General features: G+C 69.8%; 11 protein-coding genes. All 11 read left to right on the top strand.

Translation table 11 applies throughout. The annotated features are described in order from the left end of the window. Positions 1 to 71 precede the first annotated feature (71 nt). Complete coding sequence (nirB, locus tag OG435_RS19430) at positions 72 to 2,858, top strand: nitrite reductase large subunit NirB (protein ID WP_266878260.1); 2,787 nt, start codon at positions 72 to 74, stop codon at positions 2,856 to 2,858. 179 nt (positions 2,859 to 3,037) lie between these two features. Next, positions 3,038 to 4,459 (top strand): NarK family nitrate/nitrite MFS transporter, encoded by a 1,422-nt coding sequence (locus OG435_RS19425; RefSeq protein WP_266878258.1) that lies wholly within the window; start codon positions 3,038 to 3,040, stop codon positions 4,457 to 4,459. A gap of 235 nt (positions 4,460 to 4,694) precedes the next feature. Then, positions 4,695 to 5,999 carry an anaerobic C4-dicarboxylate transporter family protein gene (locus tag OG435_RS19420; protein WP_266881898.1) on the top strand — a complete coding sequence of 435 codons (1,305 nt, stop codon included), beginning with the start codon at positions 4,695 to 4,697 and terminating at the stop codon, positions 5,997 to 5,999. A gap of 227 nt (positions 6,000 to 6,226) precedes the next feature. Further along, on the top strand, positions 6,227 to 8,497 hold the full coding sequence (gene pflB, locus OG435_RS19415; RefSeq protein WP_266878257.1) for a formate C-acetyltransferase: 2,271 nt from the start codon (positions 6,227 to 6,229) through the stop codon (positions 8,495 to 8,497). Between the two features lie 109 nt (positions 8,498 to 8,606). Beyond that, the gene (gene pflA, locus OG435_RS19410) at positions 8,607 to 9,449 is read left to right on the top strand and encodes a pyruvate formate-lyase-activating protein (protein ID WP_266878255.1); all 843 of its coding nucleotides are present in this window, start codon (positions 8,607 to 8,609) and stop codon (positions 9,447 to 9,449) included. A 104-nt stretch (positions 9,450 to 9,553) separates the two neighbouring features. Beyond that, positions 9,554 to 10,648 (top strand): MFS transporter, encoded by a 1,095-nt coding sequence (locus OG435_RS19405; protein WP_266878254.1) that lies wholly within the window; start codon positions 9,554 to 9,556, stop codon positions 10,646 to 10,648. After that, positions 10,645 to 12,975, top strand: coding sequence for a molybdopterin oxidoreductase family protein (locus OG435_RS19400; protein ID WP_266878252.1), 2,331 nt, complete (start codon positions 10,645 to 10,647; stop codon positions 12,973 to 12,975). The genes OG435_RS19405 and OG435_RS19400 overlap by 4 nt, the downstream gene beginning before the upstream one ends. 6 nt (positions 12,976 to 12,981) lie before the next feature. Beyond that, the gene (locus OG435_RS19395) at positions 12,982 to 13,581 is read left to right on the top strand and encodes a 4Fe-4S dicluster domain-containing protein (RefSeq protein WP_243335392.1); all 600 of its coding nucleotides are present in this window, start codon (positions 12,982 to 12,984) and stop codon (positions 13,579 to 13,581) included. Further along, positions 13,578 to 14,261, top strand: a complete 684-nt coding sequence (locus OG435_RS19390; protein ID WP_266878250.1) for a ubiquinol-cytochrome c reductase iron-sulfur subunit — start codon at positions 13,578 to 13,580, stop codon at positions 14,259 to 14,261. Before OG435_RS19395 ends, OG435_RS19390 begins: the two co-directional genes overlap by 4 nt. Beyond that, positions 14,258 to 14,626: a DUF6755 family protein gene (locus OG435_RS19385; protein WP_266878249.1), complete on the top strand. Its 369-nt coding sequence runs from the start codon at positions 14,258 to 14,260 to the stop codon at positions 14,624 to 14,626. The genes OG435_RS19390 and OG435_RS19385 overlap by 4 nt, the downstream gene beginning before the upstream one ends. Before the next feature lie 2 nt (positions 14,627 to 14,628). Further along, positions 14,629 to 16,056: a NarK family nitrate/nitrite MFS transporter gene (locus OG435_RS19380; RefSeq protein ID WP_323187847.1), complete on the top strand. Its 1,428-nt coding sequence runs from the start codon at positions 14,629 to 14,631 to the stop codon at positions 16,054 to 16,056. Positions 16,057 to 16,086: the final 30 nt, after the last annotated feature.

Here is a 16,086-nt window from a genome sequence, read left to right as displayed (position 1 = left end):
ACGCGTGATGTCCTCGCCCGGCCGCCCTGGCCGCCCCGGGACCGCGCGGCAAGGGACACGGAGTGAGATCCATGGGGCAGACGCTGGTTGTCATCGGCCACGGCATGGTGGGTCACCGCCTGCTGGAGGTGCTCGCCGAGCGTGACGCGCTCGCCGACCCGACCCGCCCCGAACGCGGCGGCTGGCAGGTCACCGTCCTCGCGGAGGAGGAGCGCCCGGCCTATGACCGCGTCCACCTGTCGGCGGCCTTCACCGGCTCCACCGGCGAGGAGCTGTCCCTGGTCGAGCCCGGCTTCCTGGAGAAGTACGGCATCGACCTGCGCCTCGGCGACCCGGCGGAGCTGATCGACACCGCCGCCCGCAAGGTCACGGCCCGCTCCGGAGACGTGCTCCCCTACGACGCGCTCGTGCTGGCGACCGGCTCCTACCCCTTCGTACCGCCGATCGACGGCGCCGACGCCGAGGGCTGCTTCACGTACCGCACGCTCGACGACGTCGAGGCCCTCACCGCGTACGCCGCGGACCCCGGGGTCCGTACCGGTGTCGTCATCGGCGGCGGGCTCCTCGGCCTGGAGGCGGCGGGCGCCCTGCGCACCCTCGGACTGGCCACGCACGTCGTGGAGTTCGCGCCCCGGCTGATGCCGCTGCAGGTGGACGACGGCGGCGCGGCCGCGCTCCGGGCCACCATCGAATCCATGGGCGTCGCCGTGCACACGGGCGTCGGCGCGGCCGGCGTGCAGATCCACCCCGACGGGCGGGCCCAGGCGCTCCGGCTGACCAGCGGCGAGGAGATCGGCTCCGACGTCGTCGTCTTCTCGGCCGGTGTGCGGCCGCGCGACCGCCTCGCCCGCGAGTGCGGCCTGGCCGTGGGCGACCGCGGCGGGGTCGTCGTGGACGGCCACTGCCGCACCAGCGACCCGTACGTCTACGCGATCGGCGAGTGCGCGCAGACCGTCGACGGCAAGGTGTACGGGCTGGTCGCGCCGGGCTACCAGATGGCCGAGACCGTCGCGGAGGCCCTCGCGGGCGCCGGCAAGCTGACCTTCACCGGGGCCGACACATCCACCAAGCTCAAGCTGATGGGCGCCGACGTGGCCTCCTTCGGCGACCCCTTCGCCCCCGAGGGCCGCGACGGGGCCGTCTCCGTGGTCTTCTCCGACGCCCGCGAGGGCGTCTACAAGAAGCTGCTGCTGGGCCCCGACGGCGCGCTGCTCGGCGGCATCCTGGTCGGCGACGCGGAGGCGTACGGCTCGCTGAAGCCGCACGCCGGCCGGCAGCTCCCGGCCCCGCCGGAGGCCTTCATCCTGCCGTCGACCGACGGCGTGGCGCTGCCCGGCGCGGACGCGCTGCCCGATGACGCGGTCGTGTGCAGCTGCCACAACGTCACCAAGGGGCGGGTGCGCGAGGCGGTCGTCGCGGAGTCCCTCACCGACATCGGCGGCATCAAGAAGTGCACCAAGGCCGGCACGGGCTGCGGCGGCTGCATCGGCACGCTGCAGGCGGTCCTGGACGCCGAACTGGCCGCGGCGGGGATCGAGAAGCCGCGCGGGCTGTGCGAGCACTTCACCCTGACCCGGGCGGAGATCTACGAGAAGATCCGCACCGAGCGCATCCGAAGCTTCAGCGAGCTGCTGGAGTCCTACGGCGAGGGTGGCGAGGGCTGCGCCGTCTGCAAGCCGGTGGTCGCGAACGTGCTCGGCACCCTTGCCCCCGACCTCGGCATCGGACACATCCTCGCGGGCGAGCAGGCGGCCCTGCAGGACTCCAACGATCTCTTCCTCGCCAACCTCCAGAAGGACGGCACCTACTCGGTGATCCCGAGGGTCGCCGGCGGCGAGATCACGGCCGCGCAGGTCATCGCGCTGGGCGAGGTGGCCCGGGACTACGGCCTCTACACGAAGATCACCGGAGCCCAGCGCATCGGCCTCTTCGGGGTCAGGAAGGAGCAGCTGCCCGATATCTGGCGGCGCCTGGGCGGCGCCGGGTTCGAGTCCGGGCAGGCGTACGGGAAGTCCCTGCGCGCGGTGAAGTCCTGCGTGGGAGCCCGCTTCTGCCGCTTCGGCCAGGGCGACTCCATCCAGCTCGCCATCGACCTGGAGCTGCGCTACCGGGGTCTGCGCACCCCGCACAAGTTCAAGGGCGGCGTCTCGGGCTGCCTGCGCGAGTGCGCGGAGGCGCGGGGCAAGGACATCGGCGTCATCGCCACCGCCAACGGCTGGAACCTGTACGTCAGCGGCAACGGCGGCGCGACCCCGCGCCACGCCGACCTGCTGGCCTCGGACCTGAACACCGCCGAACTCTTCGCGCTGCTCGACCGGTTCCTCATGTACTACATCCGCACCGGCGAGCGCCTGGAACGGACGTCGGCCTGGCTGGAGCGGCTCGGTGGCAGCGGCGCGGGCCTGGACCACCTGAAGGCCGTCCTGATCGAGGACTCGCTCGGCATCTGCGCGGAGCTGGAGGCGCAGATGGAGCGCCACGTGTCGGCGTACGAGGACGAGTGGTCCGCGGTCCTGGAGGACCCGGCGGCGCTGGAGCGCTTCGGGACCGTGGACTTCGGGACGGCCGAGGGCGCCGAAGGCGCGGCGCAGTCGCTGGAGCCGGGCCGCGGCCGGACCGCGGTGCTGCCGGACGGTACCGAGGCGGCGGTCTTCAAGGACCGTGCGGGCGAGGTCTACGCGGTCTCCAACCGGGACCCATTCTCGGGCGCCGACGTGATCGCAAACGGCATCATGGGCTCGCGCGACGGGGTGCCCGTCGTGGCCTCGCCGATGCACAAGCAGGTCTTCGACCTGCGGACCGGCATCTGCCTGGACGACCCCGAGGTGTCCCTGCCGCTGGTGGAGCTCAAGGCCTAGGACTCCGCGGGCGACGTACGAACGCACTGTGGGCGATGGGACCTTGTCCTGTCGCCCACGCGACGTTCTCCCCTGATGTGGGGCGCCCCTGTAGGCGGACCCTAAGAAGGTCAGGGCTTTCAGCTTCATTTTCACAACCCTCCGAACATTCAGGCCCCTTCGAACTTTCAGGACATCCCATGAGTTCCGCCAAGCAGGACGCGCGCGCGGCCACCGCCCGGGTGCAGGCGCCCGATCCGGCGCAGTACCGCCCCGGTCGCACCATCACCGAGTGGACGCCGGAGGACCCGTCCTTCTGGCAGACCACCGGCAAGAAGGTCGCCACCCGCAACCTGTGGATCGCGGTGCCCGCCCTGCTGGTGGCCTTCGTGGTCTGGCAGGTCTGGAGCATCACGGCGACCAACCTCAAGGACGTCGGCTTCGGCTTCTCGCAGTCGCAGCTGTTCTGGCTGACGGCGGTTCCCGGCATCACGGGCGGCACCGCCCGCATCCTGTACACCTTCATCGGCCCGATGATCGGCCAGCGCCGCTTCACCGCGGTCTCCACGGTCATCCTGATCGTGCCGCTGCTGTGGCTGGGCTTCGCGGTGCAGGACCCCACCACCTCGTACACCACGCTGGTCGCCATCGCCGCGCTCTGCGGCATCGGCGGCGCCAACTTCTCCTCCTCCCTGGCCAACATCGGCTTCTTCTACCCGAAGCAGGAGAAGGGCAACGCGACCGGCATCAACGGAGGCCTGGGCAACCTGGGCGTCTCCGTGGTCCAGCTGCTCACCCCGATCCTGATCACCACCTCGGTGCTGGCGATCGGCTCGGGCCAGAAGAAGGCCGACGGCTCGGAGATCTACCTCCAGAACGCCGCCTTCGTCTGGGTGCCGGTCCTGATCGTCCTCGCTGCCATCGCCTGGTTCGGCCAGAACGACCTGAAGGTCGCCTCCACCCCCTTCAGCCAGCAGAAGATCATCTTCAAGCGCAAGCACAACTGGCTGATGACCTGGCTCTACGTCGGCACCTTCGGCTCCTTCATCGGCTTCGCGGCGGCCCTCCCGCTGCTGATCAAGACGACCTTCCCGGCGTACTCCGTGGCCACCTACGCCTGGATGGGCCCGGCGCTCGGCGCGCTGGCCCGCTGGGCCGGCGGCTGGATCGCCGACAAGTTCGGCGGCGCGCGGGTGACGATCCTGTCCTTCGTGGGCATGGGCGCCTCCATCATCGGCGTGATCACCTTCCTTCCGGCGGGCTCCGACCAGGGCTCCTTCTACGGCTTCTTCTTCTGCTTCCTGTCGGCGTTCTTCTTCTCCGGCATCGGCAACGGCTCGACCTTCCGCCAGATCCCGGTCATCTTCCGCGGCCAGCACCTCGCGGGCCTGACCGAGGGCACCCCCGAGTACGCGAAGGGGCTGAAGCAGGCCGAGATCGAGTCGGGCGCGGTGACCGGTTTCACCGCGGCCATCGCCGCCTACGGCTTCTTCTTCATCCCGGCGATGTTCGCCAACTTCGCCGTGACCAGCGCGATGTGGGGCTTCGTCGCCTTCTACGCCAGCTGCGTCATCGTGGCCTGGTGGTTCTACGCCCGCAAGGGCGCGGAGGCGCCCAGCTAACCGGGAGCCCTGGCTGGTCAGCCCGGGTGCGGGGTCGCTGCGCGAGCGGCAACCCGACCGCGCCCGGGCTTCCTGGGGCTCCGCACCAAACCCCGCGCCCCGGACACGGCGCCTCAAACGCCGGCGGGGCTGGATTCGGCCAGGCCCGCGGTCGACCGCCACGCCGTTGCCGCAGGCCGGCCCCCGGATCCCCGCGCCTCCGCACCGACACTGAAAGGCCGCGCCCGTGCTCGGCATGTTCCTGCAACTCGCCGTCATGGTGGCGGCCATCGCTCTCGGGTCCCGCAAGGGCGGGGTGGCCATGGGGCTCTGGGGCGCCGTCGGGGTGTTCGTGCTCGCGACGTTCTTCGGGGTCACCCCCGCCGACACCTCGGGCATCGTGGACGTGATGCTGATCATCCTCGCGGTGATCATGGCGGCCGCCGCGATGGAGGCCGCGGGCGGCATCGACTACCTGGTCGGGCTCGCAGAGAAGGCGATCCGCCGCAAACCCAGCCGTGTCGTCTACGTGGCTCCCCTGGTGTCCTGGGCCTTCACCCTGGGCGCCGGCACGGCGCACGTCTTCTACCCCCTGCTCCCCGTGATCCACGACGTGGCCCGCGAGGGAGGCGTCCGCCCGGAGCGGCCCATCGCCGTCTCCTCCATCGCGGCCACCTTCGGTATCACTGCCTCACCCGTCTCCGCCGCCATGGCGGCCATGATCGTGATGTTCGACGGGGACGGCTGGAACCTGCCCCGGATCATGGCCGTCGCCGTGCCGTCGACCCTGCTGGGCGTGGTCGTGGCGGCCACCGTGCAGTCCCGGATCGGCAAGGAGCTCGGGCAGGACACCGAGTACCTGCGCCGGCTGGCCGCCGGCGAGATCGAGGCCCCCGCCCCGGCCGAGGCCGCCCCGCCGCTGCGGCCGCGGGCGCGCTGGTCCGCGTACCTCTTCCTCGGCGGGACCGTGGCGGTCGTCCTCAGCGGTCTCTTCCCGGCGCTGCGCCCCGAGACGGCCAAGGGCCCGCTCTCGATGCCCGCCACCATCGAGATCCTCATGATGGCCGTGGCCGCCCTGATCCTGCTGCTGTGCAAGGTCGACGCCAAGCGCATACCCGGCACGGACGTGGCCAAGTCCGGGCTCGTCGCCGTCATCGGCGTCTTCGGACTGTCCTGGCTGGGGCTGTCCTTCATCGGCGCCAACGAGGCCCGGATCACCGGTGCGCTCGGCGGGGTCGCGCAGGACCACCCCTGGTTCTTCGCGATCATGCTGCTGCTCCTCTCCGCGCTGCTGTTCAGCCAGGCCACGACCACCAAGGCGCTGATGCCCCTCGGGCTCGCCCTCGGTATCCCGGCCCCCCTCCTCATCGCGATGTGGCCCGCCGTGAACGGCTACTTCCTCCTCCCCACCTACGGCACCTTCATCGCGGCGATCAACTTCGACAGGACCGGCACCACCCGGGTCGGCCGCTTCGTCGTCAACCACTCCTTCATGCTGCCCGGCCTGATCACCACGTGCGTCGCGGTATCCACAGGCTTCGCTCTGGTTCAGATCATCTGACCGGTCAAGCCTCCAGGGTCGTCTTTTCGAGAATCTTGTGAAAGTTTTCACAAGTGCACGATGGACCTTTGACCTGCTCAAAGTGCCAGGTCAGCCGGGATGGGAGACCCTTGGGGCTGGGGATCAGGGGACCTTCGGGCCCCAGCTCAGGACCAACGCGGCGCCAAATGATCGATCAAAAGGCGTGCAATGGATGCAAGCAATGAGGCGATCGGAAGGTGCGGGCGATGACTGCCACCCCTGCGGAAACCACGAAGAACGGCGAAGCCTGGAACGGCTTCAAGGGCGGCCTGTGGCGCGACGCCATCGACGTCCGCGACTTCATCCAGCAGAACTACACGCCGTACGAGGGTGACGACACCTTCCTCGCCGGTCCCACCGAGCGCACCACCGCCGTGTGGAAGGCGATCACGGACAAGTTCCCGGAGGAGCGCGAGAAGGGCGTCTACGACGTCGCCTACGACATCCCGTCGTCGATCACCGCGCATGCCCCCGGTTACATCGACCGCGACAAGGACCTGATCGTCGGCCTCCAGACGGACGCCCCGCTCAAGCGCGCGATCATGCCCTACGGCGGCTGGCGCATGGTCGCCGGCGCGCTGGAGACCTACGGCTACCCGGTCTCCGACGACCTGGAGAAGGTCTTCACGGAGTACCGCAAGACCCACAACGCCGGTGTCTTCGACGCGTACACCCCCGACATCCGCGCCGCCCGAAAGGCCGGCATCGTGACCGGCCTGCCGGACGCGTACGGCCGCGGCCGCATCATCGGCGACTACCGCCGCGTGTCCCTCTACGGTGTCGACCGCCTCATCGCCGTCAAGAAGGAGGAGAAGGAGGAGATCAACTCCCTCCCCGCGGGCAACCGCTCGCTGGAGGAGACGATCCGCCTGCGCGAGGAGCTCTCCGAGCAGATCCGCGCCCTCGCCGAGCTCAAGGCGATGGCCGCCTCCTACGGGTGCGACATCTCCGGCCCGGCCACCACCGGCCGCGAGGCCATCCAGTGGCTGTACTTCGCGTACCTGGCCGCCGTGAAGGAGCAGAACGGCGCGGCCATGTCGCTCGGCCGCACCTCCACCTTCATCGACGTCTACCTCCAGCGCGACATCGAGGCCGGCATCCTCACCGAGGAGCAGGCCCAGGAGCTGGTCGACGACTTCATCATCAAGCTCCGCATCGTCCGCTTCCTGCGCACCCCCGAGTACGACGAGCTCTTCTCCGGCGACCCCACCTGGGTCACCGAGTCGATCGCCGGCATGGGTGAGGACGGCCGTCCGCTGGTCACCAAGACCTCGTTCCGCTACCTCCACACCCTCTACAACCTCGGCCCGGCCCCCGAGCCGAACATGACCGTCTTCTGGTCGCCCCAGCTGCCGCAGGGCTTCAAGGAGTTCTGCGCCCGGGTCTCGATCGACACCTCCTCGGTGCAGTACGAGTCCGACGAGCTGATGCGCCCGCGCTTCGGCGACGACACCGCCATCGCCTGCTGCGTCTCGGCCATGCCGGTCGGCAAGCAGATGCAGTTCTTCGGCGCCCGCGTGAACCTCGCCAAGACCCTCCTCTACGCGATCAACGGCGGCCGCGACGAGAAGTCCGGAGCCCAGGTCGGCCCGTCCACCGGCGCCCTCACCTCCGAGGTGCTGGACTACGACCAGGTCATGGCCAAGTTCGACGAGCAGATGGAATGGCTCGCCGACACCTACGTCCACGCCCTGAACGTCATCCACTACATGCACGACAAGTACGCCTACGAGCGCATCGAGATGGCGCTCCACGACCGCGACGTGCGCCGCACGATGGCCTGCGGCATCGCCGGCCTCTCGGTCGCCGCCGACTCGCTGGCCGCCATCAAGTACGCCAAGGTCACGGCCGTGCGCGACGAGACCGGCCTCGCCACCGACTACACCATCGAGGGCGACTACCCGGCGTACGGCAACAACGACGACCGTGTCGACTCGATCGCCGTCTGGCTGGTCGAGGAGTTCATGAAGAAGATCCGCAAGCACCCGACGTACCGCGAGGCCGAGCACACCCAGTCGGTGCTGACCATCACCTCGAACGTGGTCTACGGCAAGAAGACCGGCAACACGCCGGACGGACGCCGCGCCGGCGAGCCCTTCTCCCCGGGCGCCAACCCGATGAACGGCCGCGACACCCACGGCTACGTCACCTCGGCGCTGTCGGTCGCGAAGCTCCCGTACGGGGACGCCGAGGACGGCATCTCGCTGACCAACACCGTCACCCCCGACGGCCTGGGCCGCACCCCCGAGGAGCGGATCAAGAACCTGGCGGGCGTCCTCGACGGCTACATGGCGGTCGACGGCTTCCACATGAACGTGAACGTGCTCAACCGCGACACGCTCATGGACGCCATGGAGCACCCGGAGAACTACCCGCAGCTGACCATCCGCGTCAGCGGGTACGCGGTGAACTTCGTCCGCCTCACGCGCGCTCAGCAGCTCGACGTGCTGAACCGCACCTTCCACGGCTCTCTCTGACCCTTACGAGAGCCCACGAGCACGCGCGGCCCGGGGCCGGCCGTCATCCGGCCCCGGGACCGCGCGTCACCAGATCAGCCCACGGAATCTGGAAGCTGGAGCACCTGCCATGACCGTCCTCTTCGGTACGAGCCTTCCCGTCGGCCACGCCAACGCGATCAGCGTGGGCCTCGGCCAGCTCAGCGCCGGCCAGACGCCCGCCGCCGCCGCGACGCAGCGGCCGAGCGAGGGCACGGTGCACTCCTGGGACCTGTCCACCGGGGTCGACGGCCCCGGGACCCGGTTCGTGACCTTCCTGTCCGGCTGCCCGCTGACCTGCCTGTACTGCCACAACCCCGACACCATGCGGATGCGCAATGGCAAGCGCACCTCGGCCGACGACGTCATCGCCGAGGCCCGCAAGTACACCAAGTTCATCTCCGCCTCCGGGGGCGGCGCCACCATCTCCGGCGGCGAACCGCTGCTCCAGCCGGTCTTCGCGGGCGAACTGCTGCACCGGATGAAGAACGACCTCGGGCTGCACACCGCCCTGGACACCTCCGGCTTCCTCGGGGCCCGCGCCACCGACGCGCTGCTGCGCGACGTGGACCTGGTCCTGCTGGACATCAAGTCCTGGGACCGGGAGACGTACAAGCAGGTGACCGGCCGCCCGCTGGAGCCGACCCTGGACTTCGCCCGCCGCCTCGCCGACCTCGGCAAGGAGGTGCACCTGCGGTTCGTGCTGGTGCCGGGACTGACCGACGCCCGGGACAACATCGAGGGCGTGGCCGCCTTCGCCGGCGGCCTCGACAACATCTCGCGGGTCGACGTACTGCCCTTCCACAAGCTCGGCGAGAGCAAGTGGGAGGCGCTGGACATGAAGTTCACCCTCCACGACACCCCGTCGCCGACCGCCGCACAGGTCGCCGAGGCGAAGGAGATCTTCGCCGCGCAGGGACTGAACGCGGTCTGAGCCTCGGGTTCCCCTCGGTTCCCCTCCCGAGCCCTCACCCGAACGGCGCACCCGTAAGTTCCATATAACGGGCCGAATCGGTACATACCACCTAGCGTGGTGCTGTGTCCGAGCCCTCAGATGTCATCGACGCCGCGCCGCCCCCACCGGCGCCCGAGACCCCGCCGCCGGCCGGGCGGTCCGTCACCGCACGGGCCACCCTGGCCGGCACCGTCGTCTCGCTCCTGCTCATCCTCGCGATCGTGCTCGGCAGCCGGCTGCTGCGTGACTTCGACTCGGCCCTGCTGCCGTACGCCGTCGCCACCGTCTTCCTGGCCTTCGGCGTGGCCTACCGGTACACCGTGTGGGTCTCGGCCCCCGGCGCGCGGCGCCTCTTCAAAAAGGGCATCAGCAGCTTCTGGTCGATGGACAACTTCCGCAAGGCGCCCACCGCCCTGCCGAAGATGATCGCCACGTACCTCGGCTTCCAGAAGTTCCTCGGCGCCCGCTCGCGCCCCCGCTGGATCGCCCACCAGCTGATGTTCTGGGGCTGCCTGCTCGCCGCGGCCATCACCTTCCCGCTGACCTGGGGCTGGTTCACCTTCACCTCGGAGAGCGGCGCGGGCCCCGGCTACGACATGCGGATCTGGGGCATCAAGGTCCTCGGCTTCGACGCGCTCAGCGTGCTGGGCTGGCTGATGTTCCACGGCCTGGACATCGCCGCCGTCCTCGTCATCCCCGGTGCCTCGTACTTCCTGTACCGGCGGATGAAGGACCGCGGCGCCATGACGGGCCAGCGCTTCGCCTACGACCTGCTGCCGCTGATCTGCCTGATCGTCATCTCCGTGACCGGTCTGCTGCTGACCTTCTCCTCGATCTTCCTGCACGGCGGGGGATACGAGTTCCTCGCGATCCTGCACATGGTGTCGGTGGTGTTCACCCTCATCTACATCCCGTTCGGGAAGTTCTTCCACATCGTCCAGCGCCCGGCCGCCGTCGGCATGCAGCTCTTCAAGTACACGGCCCGCCAGGACGAGCAGGTCTTCCTCTGCAAGCGCTGCGCGGAGCCCATCGACACCGCGCCCTACGTGGAGAACCTGCGCGGAACGATGAAGGACCTGAAGCTCGACTTCGACGCCTGGGCCGAGTACTGCCCGCGCTGCAAGCGGGTCCTGCGCGGCAACGCCTACCTGACCCACGTCAAGAAGGGCTTCAAGTGACCGCGACCGACCCCGCCAAGGCCGCGTCCCGGCCCGTACCCGTCTCCATCGACCCCTCCATCGCCCCGCCCGGCACCCGCAACTTCCGCGACGCCGGCGGCATCCCCGCCGACCAGTGGCACGCCGACCAGAACGGCGAAACCCTGGTCCCCACCCACTGCTGCTTCTGCGGGGTGCAGTGCGGGATGTACCTGCGCGTGGACAAGGGCGGCAAGGTCTTCGGCGTGGAGCCCCGCAACCACGACATCAACCGGATGCGGCTGTGCCCCAAGGGCATCAACGCCTACCAGCAGGTCAACCACCCCGACCGGCTGACCGCCCCGCTGATGCGGCGCTCCCGGGACGAGGAGTTCAAGGAGTGCTCCTGGGACGAGGCCCTGGACTTCACCGTCTCCGAGATCCGGCGCATCCAGGAGGCCCACGGCAACGACGCCTTCGGCCTGCTCGGCGGAGCCAGCCTGTTCTCCGAGAAGACCTACCTGGTCGGCAAGTTCGCCCGGGTCGCGCTGAAGTCCAAGCACGTCGACTACAACGGCCGCCTGTGCATGGTCAGCGCCGCCGGAGCCAACAAGCTCGCCTTCGGCATCGACCGGGCCGGCAACCCCTTCTCCGACATCCTCCTCACCGACTGCCTGCTCATCGCCGGGTCGAACGTGGGGGAGTGCTTCCCCGTGATGACCCAGTACCTGTGGGGCGCCCGGGACCGCGGCGCCTCGCTGATCGTGATCGACCCGCGCGAGACGGCCATCGCCCGCACCGCAGACATCCACGTCGCGATCAAACCCGGCACCGACTCGGCCTTCTTCAACGCCGTGCTGAACGTGGTCATCGCCGAAGGCCTCACCGACGAGGCCTACATCGCCGCGAACACCACGGGCTGGGAAGAGGTCAAGAAGACCGTCGCCGCGTACCCGCCCTCCCGGTCCGCGGAGATCTGCGGGGTGCCCGCCTCGCAGATCGTCCAGGTGGCACGGGTCTTCGCCGGCGCGGACAAGGCCATGGCCTGGCACGCCCGGGGCATCGAGCACCACTCCCAGGGCGTCGAGAACTGCCTCTCCGTGATCAACCTGTGCGTGGCCACCGGCCACATCGGCAAGCCCGGAGCGGGCTACGGCACCATCACCGGGCAGGGCAACGGCCAGGGCGGCCGCGAGCACGGCCAGAAGTCCGATCTCCTTCCCGGCGGCCGCTCCATCACCAACCCGGAGCACCGCAAGCAGATCTGCCAGATCTGGGGCATCGAGGAGTCCGAACTCCCCGGCGCCGGCACCTCCATGATGGAGATGGTCTGGCAGATGCAACGGGGGGAGATCCGCGGCCTCATCGGCATCTGCAACAACCCCTTCGTCTCCCTCCCCAACTACGCGGTGGTCAAGGACGGCTACGACACCGCCGAGTTCCACGCCCAGTTCGACTTCTTCCTCTCCGAGACCGCGGCCAACGCCCACGTGGTCTTCCCCGTCACCACCTGGGCCGAGGACGAGGGCGTGATGGCCAACGCCGAGGCCCGCGTGGTCAAGCACAACAAGGCCCAGGAGCCCCCCGCCGGGGTGCGCACCGACACCTGGGTCATCTGCGAGCTCGCCAGGCGGCTCGGTGCCGGGAAGCACTTCGATTTCCCCGGCTCCCGCGAGGTGTTCGAGGAGCTGCGCGTGGCCTCCGCCGGCACGGTCAACGACTACTACGGCATCACCTACGACCGCCTCGACGAGACCGGCGGGATCGCCTGGCCCTGCCCCTCCACCGAGCACCCGGGCACTCCCCGGCTGTTCGAGGACGGCCGGACCTACCACCCCGACGGCAAGATCCACATGCAGGTCGTGGAATGGCATCCGCCCATGGACGCCTACACCGAGGAGTACCCCCTCTCCCTCACCACCGGCCGCACCGTCGCGCATTTCCTCTCCGGCAACCAGACCCGACGGCTCGGCGCCCTCGTCGAGCAGACCCCCCGCCCCTGGGTGGAGGTCCACCCCTCGCACGGCTTCCGCAACGGCGACCCGGTACGGGTGGTCACCCGGCGCGGCAGCGAGGTGTTCCCGGCCCTGGTCACCGAGGCGATCCGCCCCGACACCGTCTTCATCCCGTACCACTGGCCCGTCCCGACGTCCGCGAACGCCCTGACCATCGACGCACTCGACCCCCGCTCGAAGATCCCCGAGTACAAGGTCTGCGCCGCCCGGATCGAGGCCGCCGAGCGGGTCGACGAGGTGCCCGCCCCGCCCACCCCACCGGGTCGTGAGGCCTATCCGGAGACCCAGGTCTCCCGCACCGACCCCCTGCCGCCCACGTCCCCCCAGGGCCGTGGCACGGCGGAGAGGAGCTGACCCGCCATGATGGGCCGCACGATCTTCATCGACCCGGGTCGGTGCATCGGCTGCCAGGCGTGCGTCTCGGCTTGCCGCGAGTGCGATTCGCACCGCGGGAAGTCGATGATCCACCTGGACTACACCGAACCCGGCATGTCCGTCGCCTCCCTCCCGAGCGTCTGCATGCACTGCGAGGACCCGGTCGCGCCCTGCGCCGAGGTCTGTCCCGCCGACGCGATCCTGGTGACCGCCGACGGGGTGGTCCAGCAGGCCGACACCACCCGCTGCATCGGCTGCTCCAACTGCGTCAACGCCTGCCCCTTCGGCATCCCGAAGATCGACCTCCAGGCGAAGCTGCAGATGAAGTGCAACCTCTGCTACGACCGCACCGCCTACGGGCTCGCCCCGATGTGCGCGACCGTCTGCCCGACCGGAGCCCTCTTCTACGGAACCCTCGAAGAGCTCCAGGCGGAGCGCCCCGGGGTCCAGGTGGCCGACTCCTTCGTCTTCGGCGACGTCGTCGTCCAGACCGGCGTGGCCATGGTCGTCCCCGCCGACAAGGTCCAGTGGCCCGTCCCCGGCGGCCTGCCCGTCGTCGAGATCAACGGAAGGGATGTCCGATGAGCGTCACCGAGCAGCCCCCTCCGCACCCAGGCAACCAGGGTGACGGCCACGCGGACGGCGGAGCGGCCGCCGATGCCGCGATCGCGCAGCTGCGCGACCGGATCAGCGCCGACTCCCTCACCACCCGCCGTGACTACCTGCGGATCGTCGCCACCGTCTCCGGCGGCCTGGCCATCGGCGGTGTCGGCGTCGCCGCCGGCATCCTGCACCGGCACGGCGACAACGAGGGCCTGCCCGATCCGAAGAAGGTCGCCGACCTGCTGCCTCCCGGCCAGTCCGTGGCCTTCCGGTTCCCGGGCGAGGACGACCGGGCTCTGGCCGTGCGCCTCGGGGACGGCTCCCTCGTGGGCTACTCCGCCGTCTGCACGCACCTGGCCTGCGGGGTGCTGTGGCGCGAGGACCGGGGCCCCGACGGGGAGCTGTACTGCCCCTGCCACGAGGGTGTCTTCGACGCCCGCACCGGCGAGGTGACGGCCGGTCCGCCGCCGCGCCCGCTGCCGCGGATCTACCTGACCGAGCAGGCCGACGGCAGCGTCTGGGCCGTGGCGACCGCCCGGTCGGGAGAGCAGGTCAAGGACGCGCTCTGCCGGCAGTTCGGCGACTCCCACCCGGAGGAGTCCGCCCGCCTGGGCTGCCCCGGCGCGGCCCGGGCCGGTACCACCGAGAGGAGGCCCACATGAGCGAGGCCCCGCTGCCACCCCGCCCGGAGTACCACCCGGGAAGTGCCCAGCCACGGCTCAACCGGCCGGTGCGCGAACGGTACCCGCAGATCCGCTCCACCAGCGGGTACGGGGACCCCCGGATCCGGCACACGGGCCCGGGCCCCGGCGCCGGCACCGAGCAGGAGCCCGAGCGCTCGTCCCGCCTCAACGCGCGCCTCGTCCTGGCCCTGACGGTCGTGATCGGCCAGCTCTGGGCGCTCACCGTGACCGTCAACGAGTGGATGAAGGGAAACACCGGCACGGCCTGGTGGGGAGCGGGGTTCCTGATCCTGTCCTTCCTCGTAGTGATCGGACTGTGGCTCCTCGACCCGAAGGACCGATGACCATGTCGATGCCCACGCCGACTTCGTCGGCATCCCACAGCCACCGCGCGGAGAGCTACAAGCCCGGGGCCACCATCGCCGACTGGCGGCCCGAGGACGAGGGCTTCTGGCAGTCCACCGGACACCGGGTCGCCCAGCGCAATCTCTGGGTCTCGATCCCGGCCCTGATGCTCGGCTTCGTGGTCTGGCAGGTCTGGTCGGTGACCGTGGTCAGGCTGAACGACGTCGGCTTCGGCTTCTCGAAGTCGCAGCTGTTCTGGCTGACCGCCATCCCCGGTATCACCGGCGGTACCTTCCGGATCCTCTACACCTTCATCGGGCCGATGTTCGGCGAGCGGAAGTTCACCGCCTTCAGCACGATCATCCTGGTCGGGCCGATGCTGTGGCTGGGCTTCGCGCTCCAGGACACCGGGACCCCGTACTGGGAGCTGGCGCTGATCGCGGCCGTCTGCGGCATCGGCGGCGCGAACTTCGCCTCCTCGATGGCGAACATCGGCTTCTTCTTCCCCAAGCGGGAGAAGGGCAGCGCCAACGGCCTCAACGGCGGCCTCGGCAACCTCGGCGTGAGCGTGGTCCAGCTGGTCGCCCCGCTGGTGGTCACCGCGGCCGTCTTGGGCGCCCCGGCGGGCGGACCCCAGTACGACGGGAAGAAGAACACCGACATCTGGCTGCAGAACGGCGCCTTCCTCTGGGTGCCGCTGCTGGTCATCATGGCGCTGGCCGCCTGGTTCCTGATGAACGACCTCCAGGTGGCCGCGGCCCCCTTCAGCCAGCAGAAGATCATCTTCAAGCGCAAGCACAACTGGCTGATGACCTGGCTGTACGTCGGCACCTTCGGGTCCTTCATCGGCTTCGCGGCCGCCCTGCCGCTGCTGATCAAGAACAATTTCGAGGGGCAGGGCTACCAGGCCACCACCTACGCCTGGATCGGTCCGTTCATCGGGGCCCTCACGCGCTGGGGCGGCGGCTGGCTCTCGGACAAGATCGGCGGAGCCAGGGTCACGATCCTGTCCTTCATCGGCATGGCCGCGGCCCTCGTCGTGGTGATCTTCGCGCTGCCGTCCGGTGGCAAGGAGGGCGACTTCTGGCCCTTCTACATCGGCTTCCTGGTGGCTTTCGCCTTCTCCGGCCTGGGCAACGGCTCGACCTTCCGGCAGATCCCGGTGATCTTCCGGGACCACCACATGAAGGAGGCCGAGGGCAAGGGCCCCGAGGCACAGGCCGCGGCGCTCAAGCAGTCGGAGATGGAGTCGGGCGCCGTCACCGGCTTCTCCTCGGCCATCGCGGCCTACGGCTTCTTCTTCATCCCCGCGATGTTCGCGGCCATGGCCGTCACCAACGCACTGTGGATCTTCATCGGCTTCTACGCCACGTGCCTGGTGGTCTGCTACTGGTTCTACGCCCGCAAGGGCGCCGAGGCCCCCAGCTGAGCGGGGCCGGTGGCGGGGACGGCCGTACCC

Source organism: Streptomyces sp. NBC_01264, assembly GCF_026340675.1.
Lineage (GTDB): Bacteria > Actinomycetota > Actinomycetes > Streptomycetales > Streptomycetaceae > Streptomyces.
Note: the sequence above shows the minus strand (reverse complement) of the source record. Positions and strands in the feature narration are given on the sequence as shown.

Coding starts and splice junctions, on each gene's coding strand:
- nirB (WP_266878260.1), top strand. CDS start 72: ATGGGGCAGACGCTGGTTGTCATCGGCCACGGCATGGTGGGTCACCGC.
- OG435_RS19420 (WP_266881898.1), top strand. CDS start 4,695: ATGTTCCTGCAACTCGCCGTCATGGTGGCGGCCATCGCTCTCGGGTCC.
- OG435_RS19395 (WP_243335392.1), top strand. CDS start 12,982: ATGATGGGCCGCACGATCTTCATCGACCCGGGTCGGTGCATCGGCTGC.
- OG435_RS19425 (WP_266878258.1), top strand. CDS start 3,038: ATGAGTTCCGCCAAGCAGGACGCGCGCGCGGCCACCGCCCGGGTGCAG.
- OG435_RS19380 (WP_323187847.1), top strand. CDS start 14,629: ATGTCGATGCCCACGCCGACTTCGTCGGCATCCCACAGCCACCGCGCG.
- pflB (WP_266878257.1), top strand. CDS start 6,227: ATGACTGCCACCCCTGCGGAAACCACGAAGAACGGCGAAGCCTGGAAC.
- OG435_RS19385 (WP_266878249.1), top strand. CDS start 14,258: ATGAGCGAGGCCCCGCTGCCACCCCGCCCGGAGTACCACCCGGGAAGT.
- pflA (WP_266878255.1), top strand. CDS start 8,607: ATGACCGTCCTCTTCGGTACGAGCCTTCCCGTCGGCCACGCCAACGCG.
- OG435_RS19390 (WP_266878250.1), top strand. CDS start 13,578: ATGAGCGTCACCGAGCAGCCCCCTCCGCACCCAGGCAACCAGGGTGAC.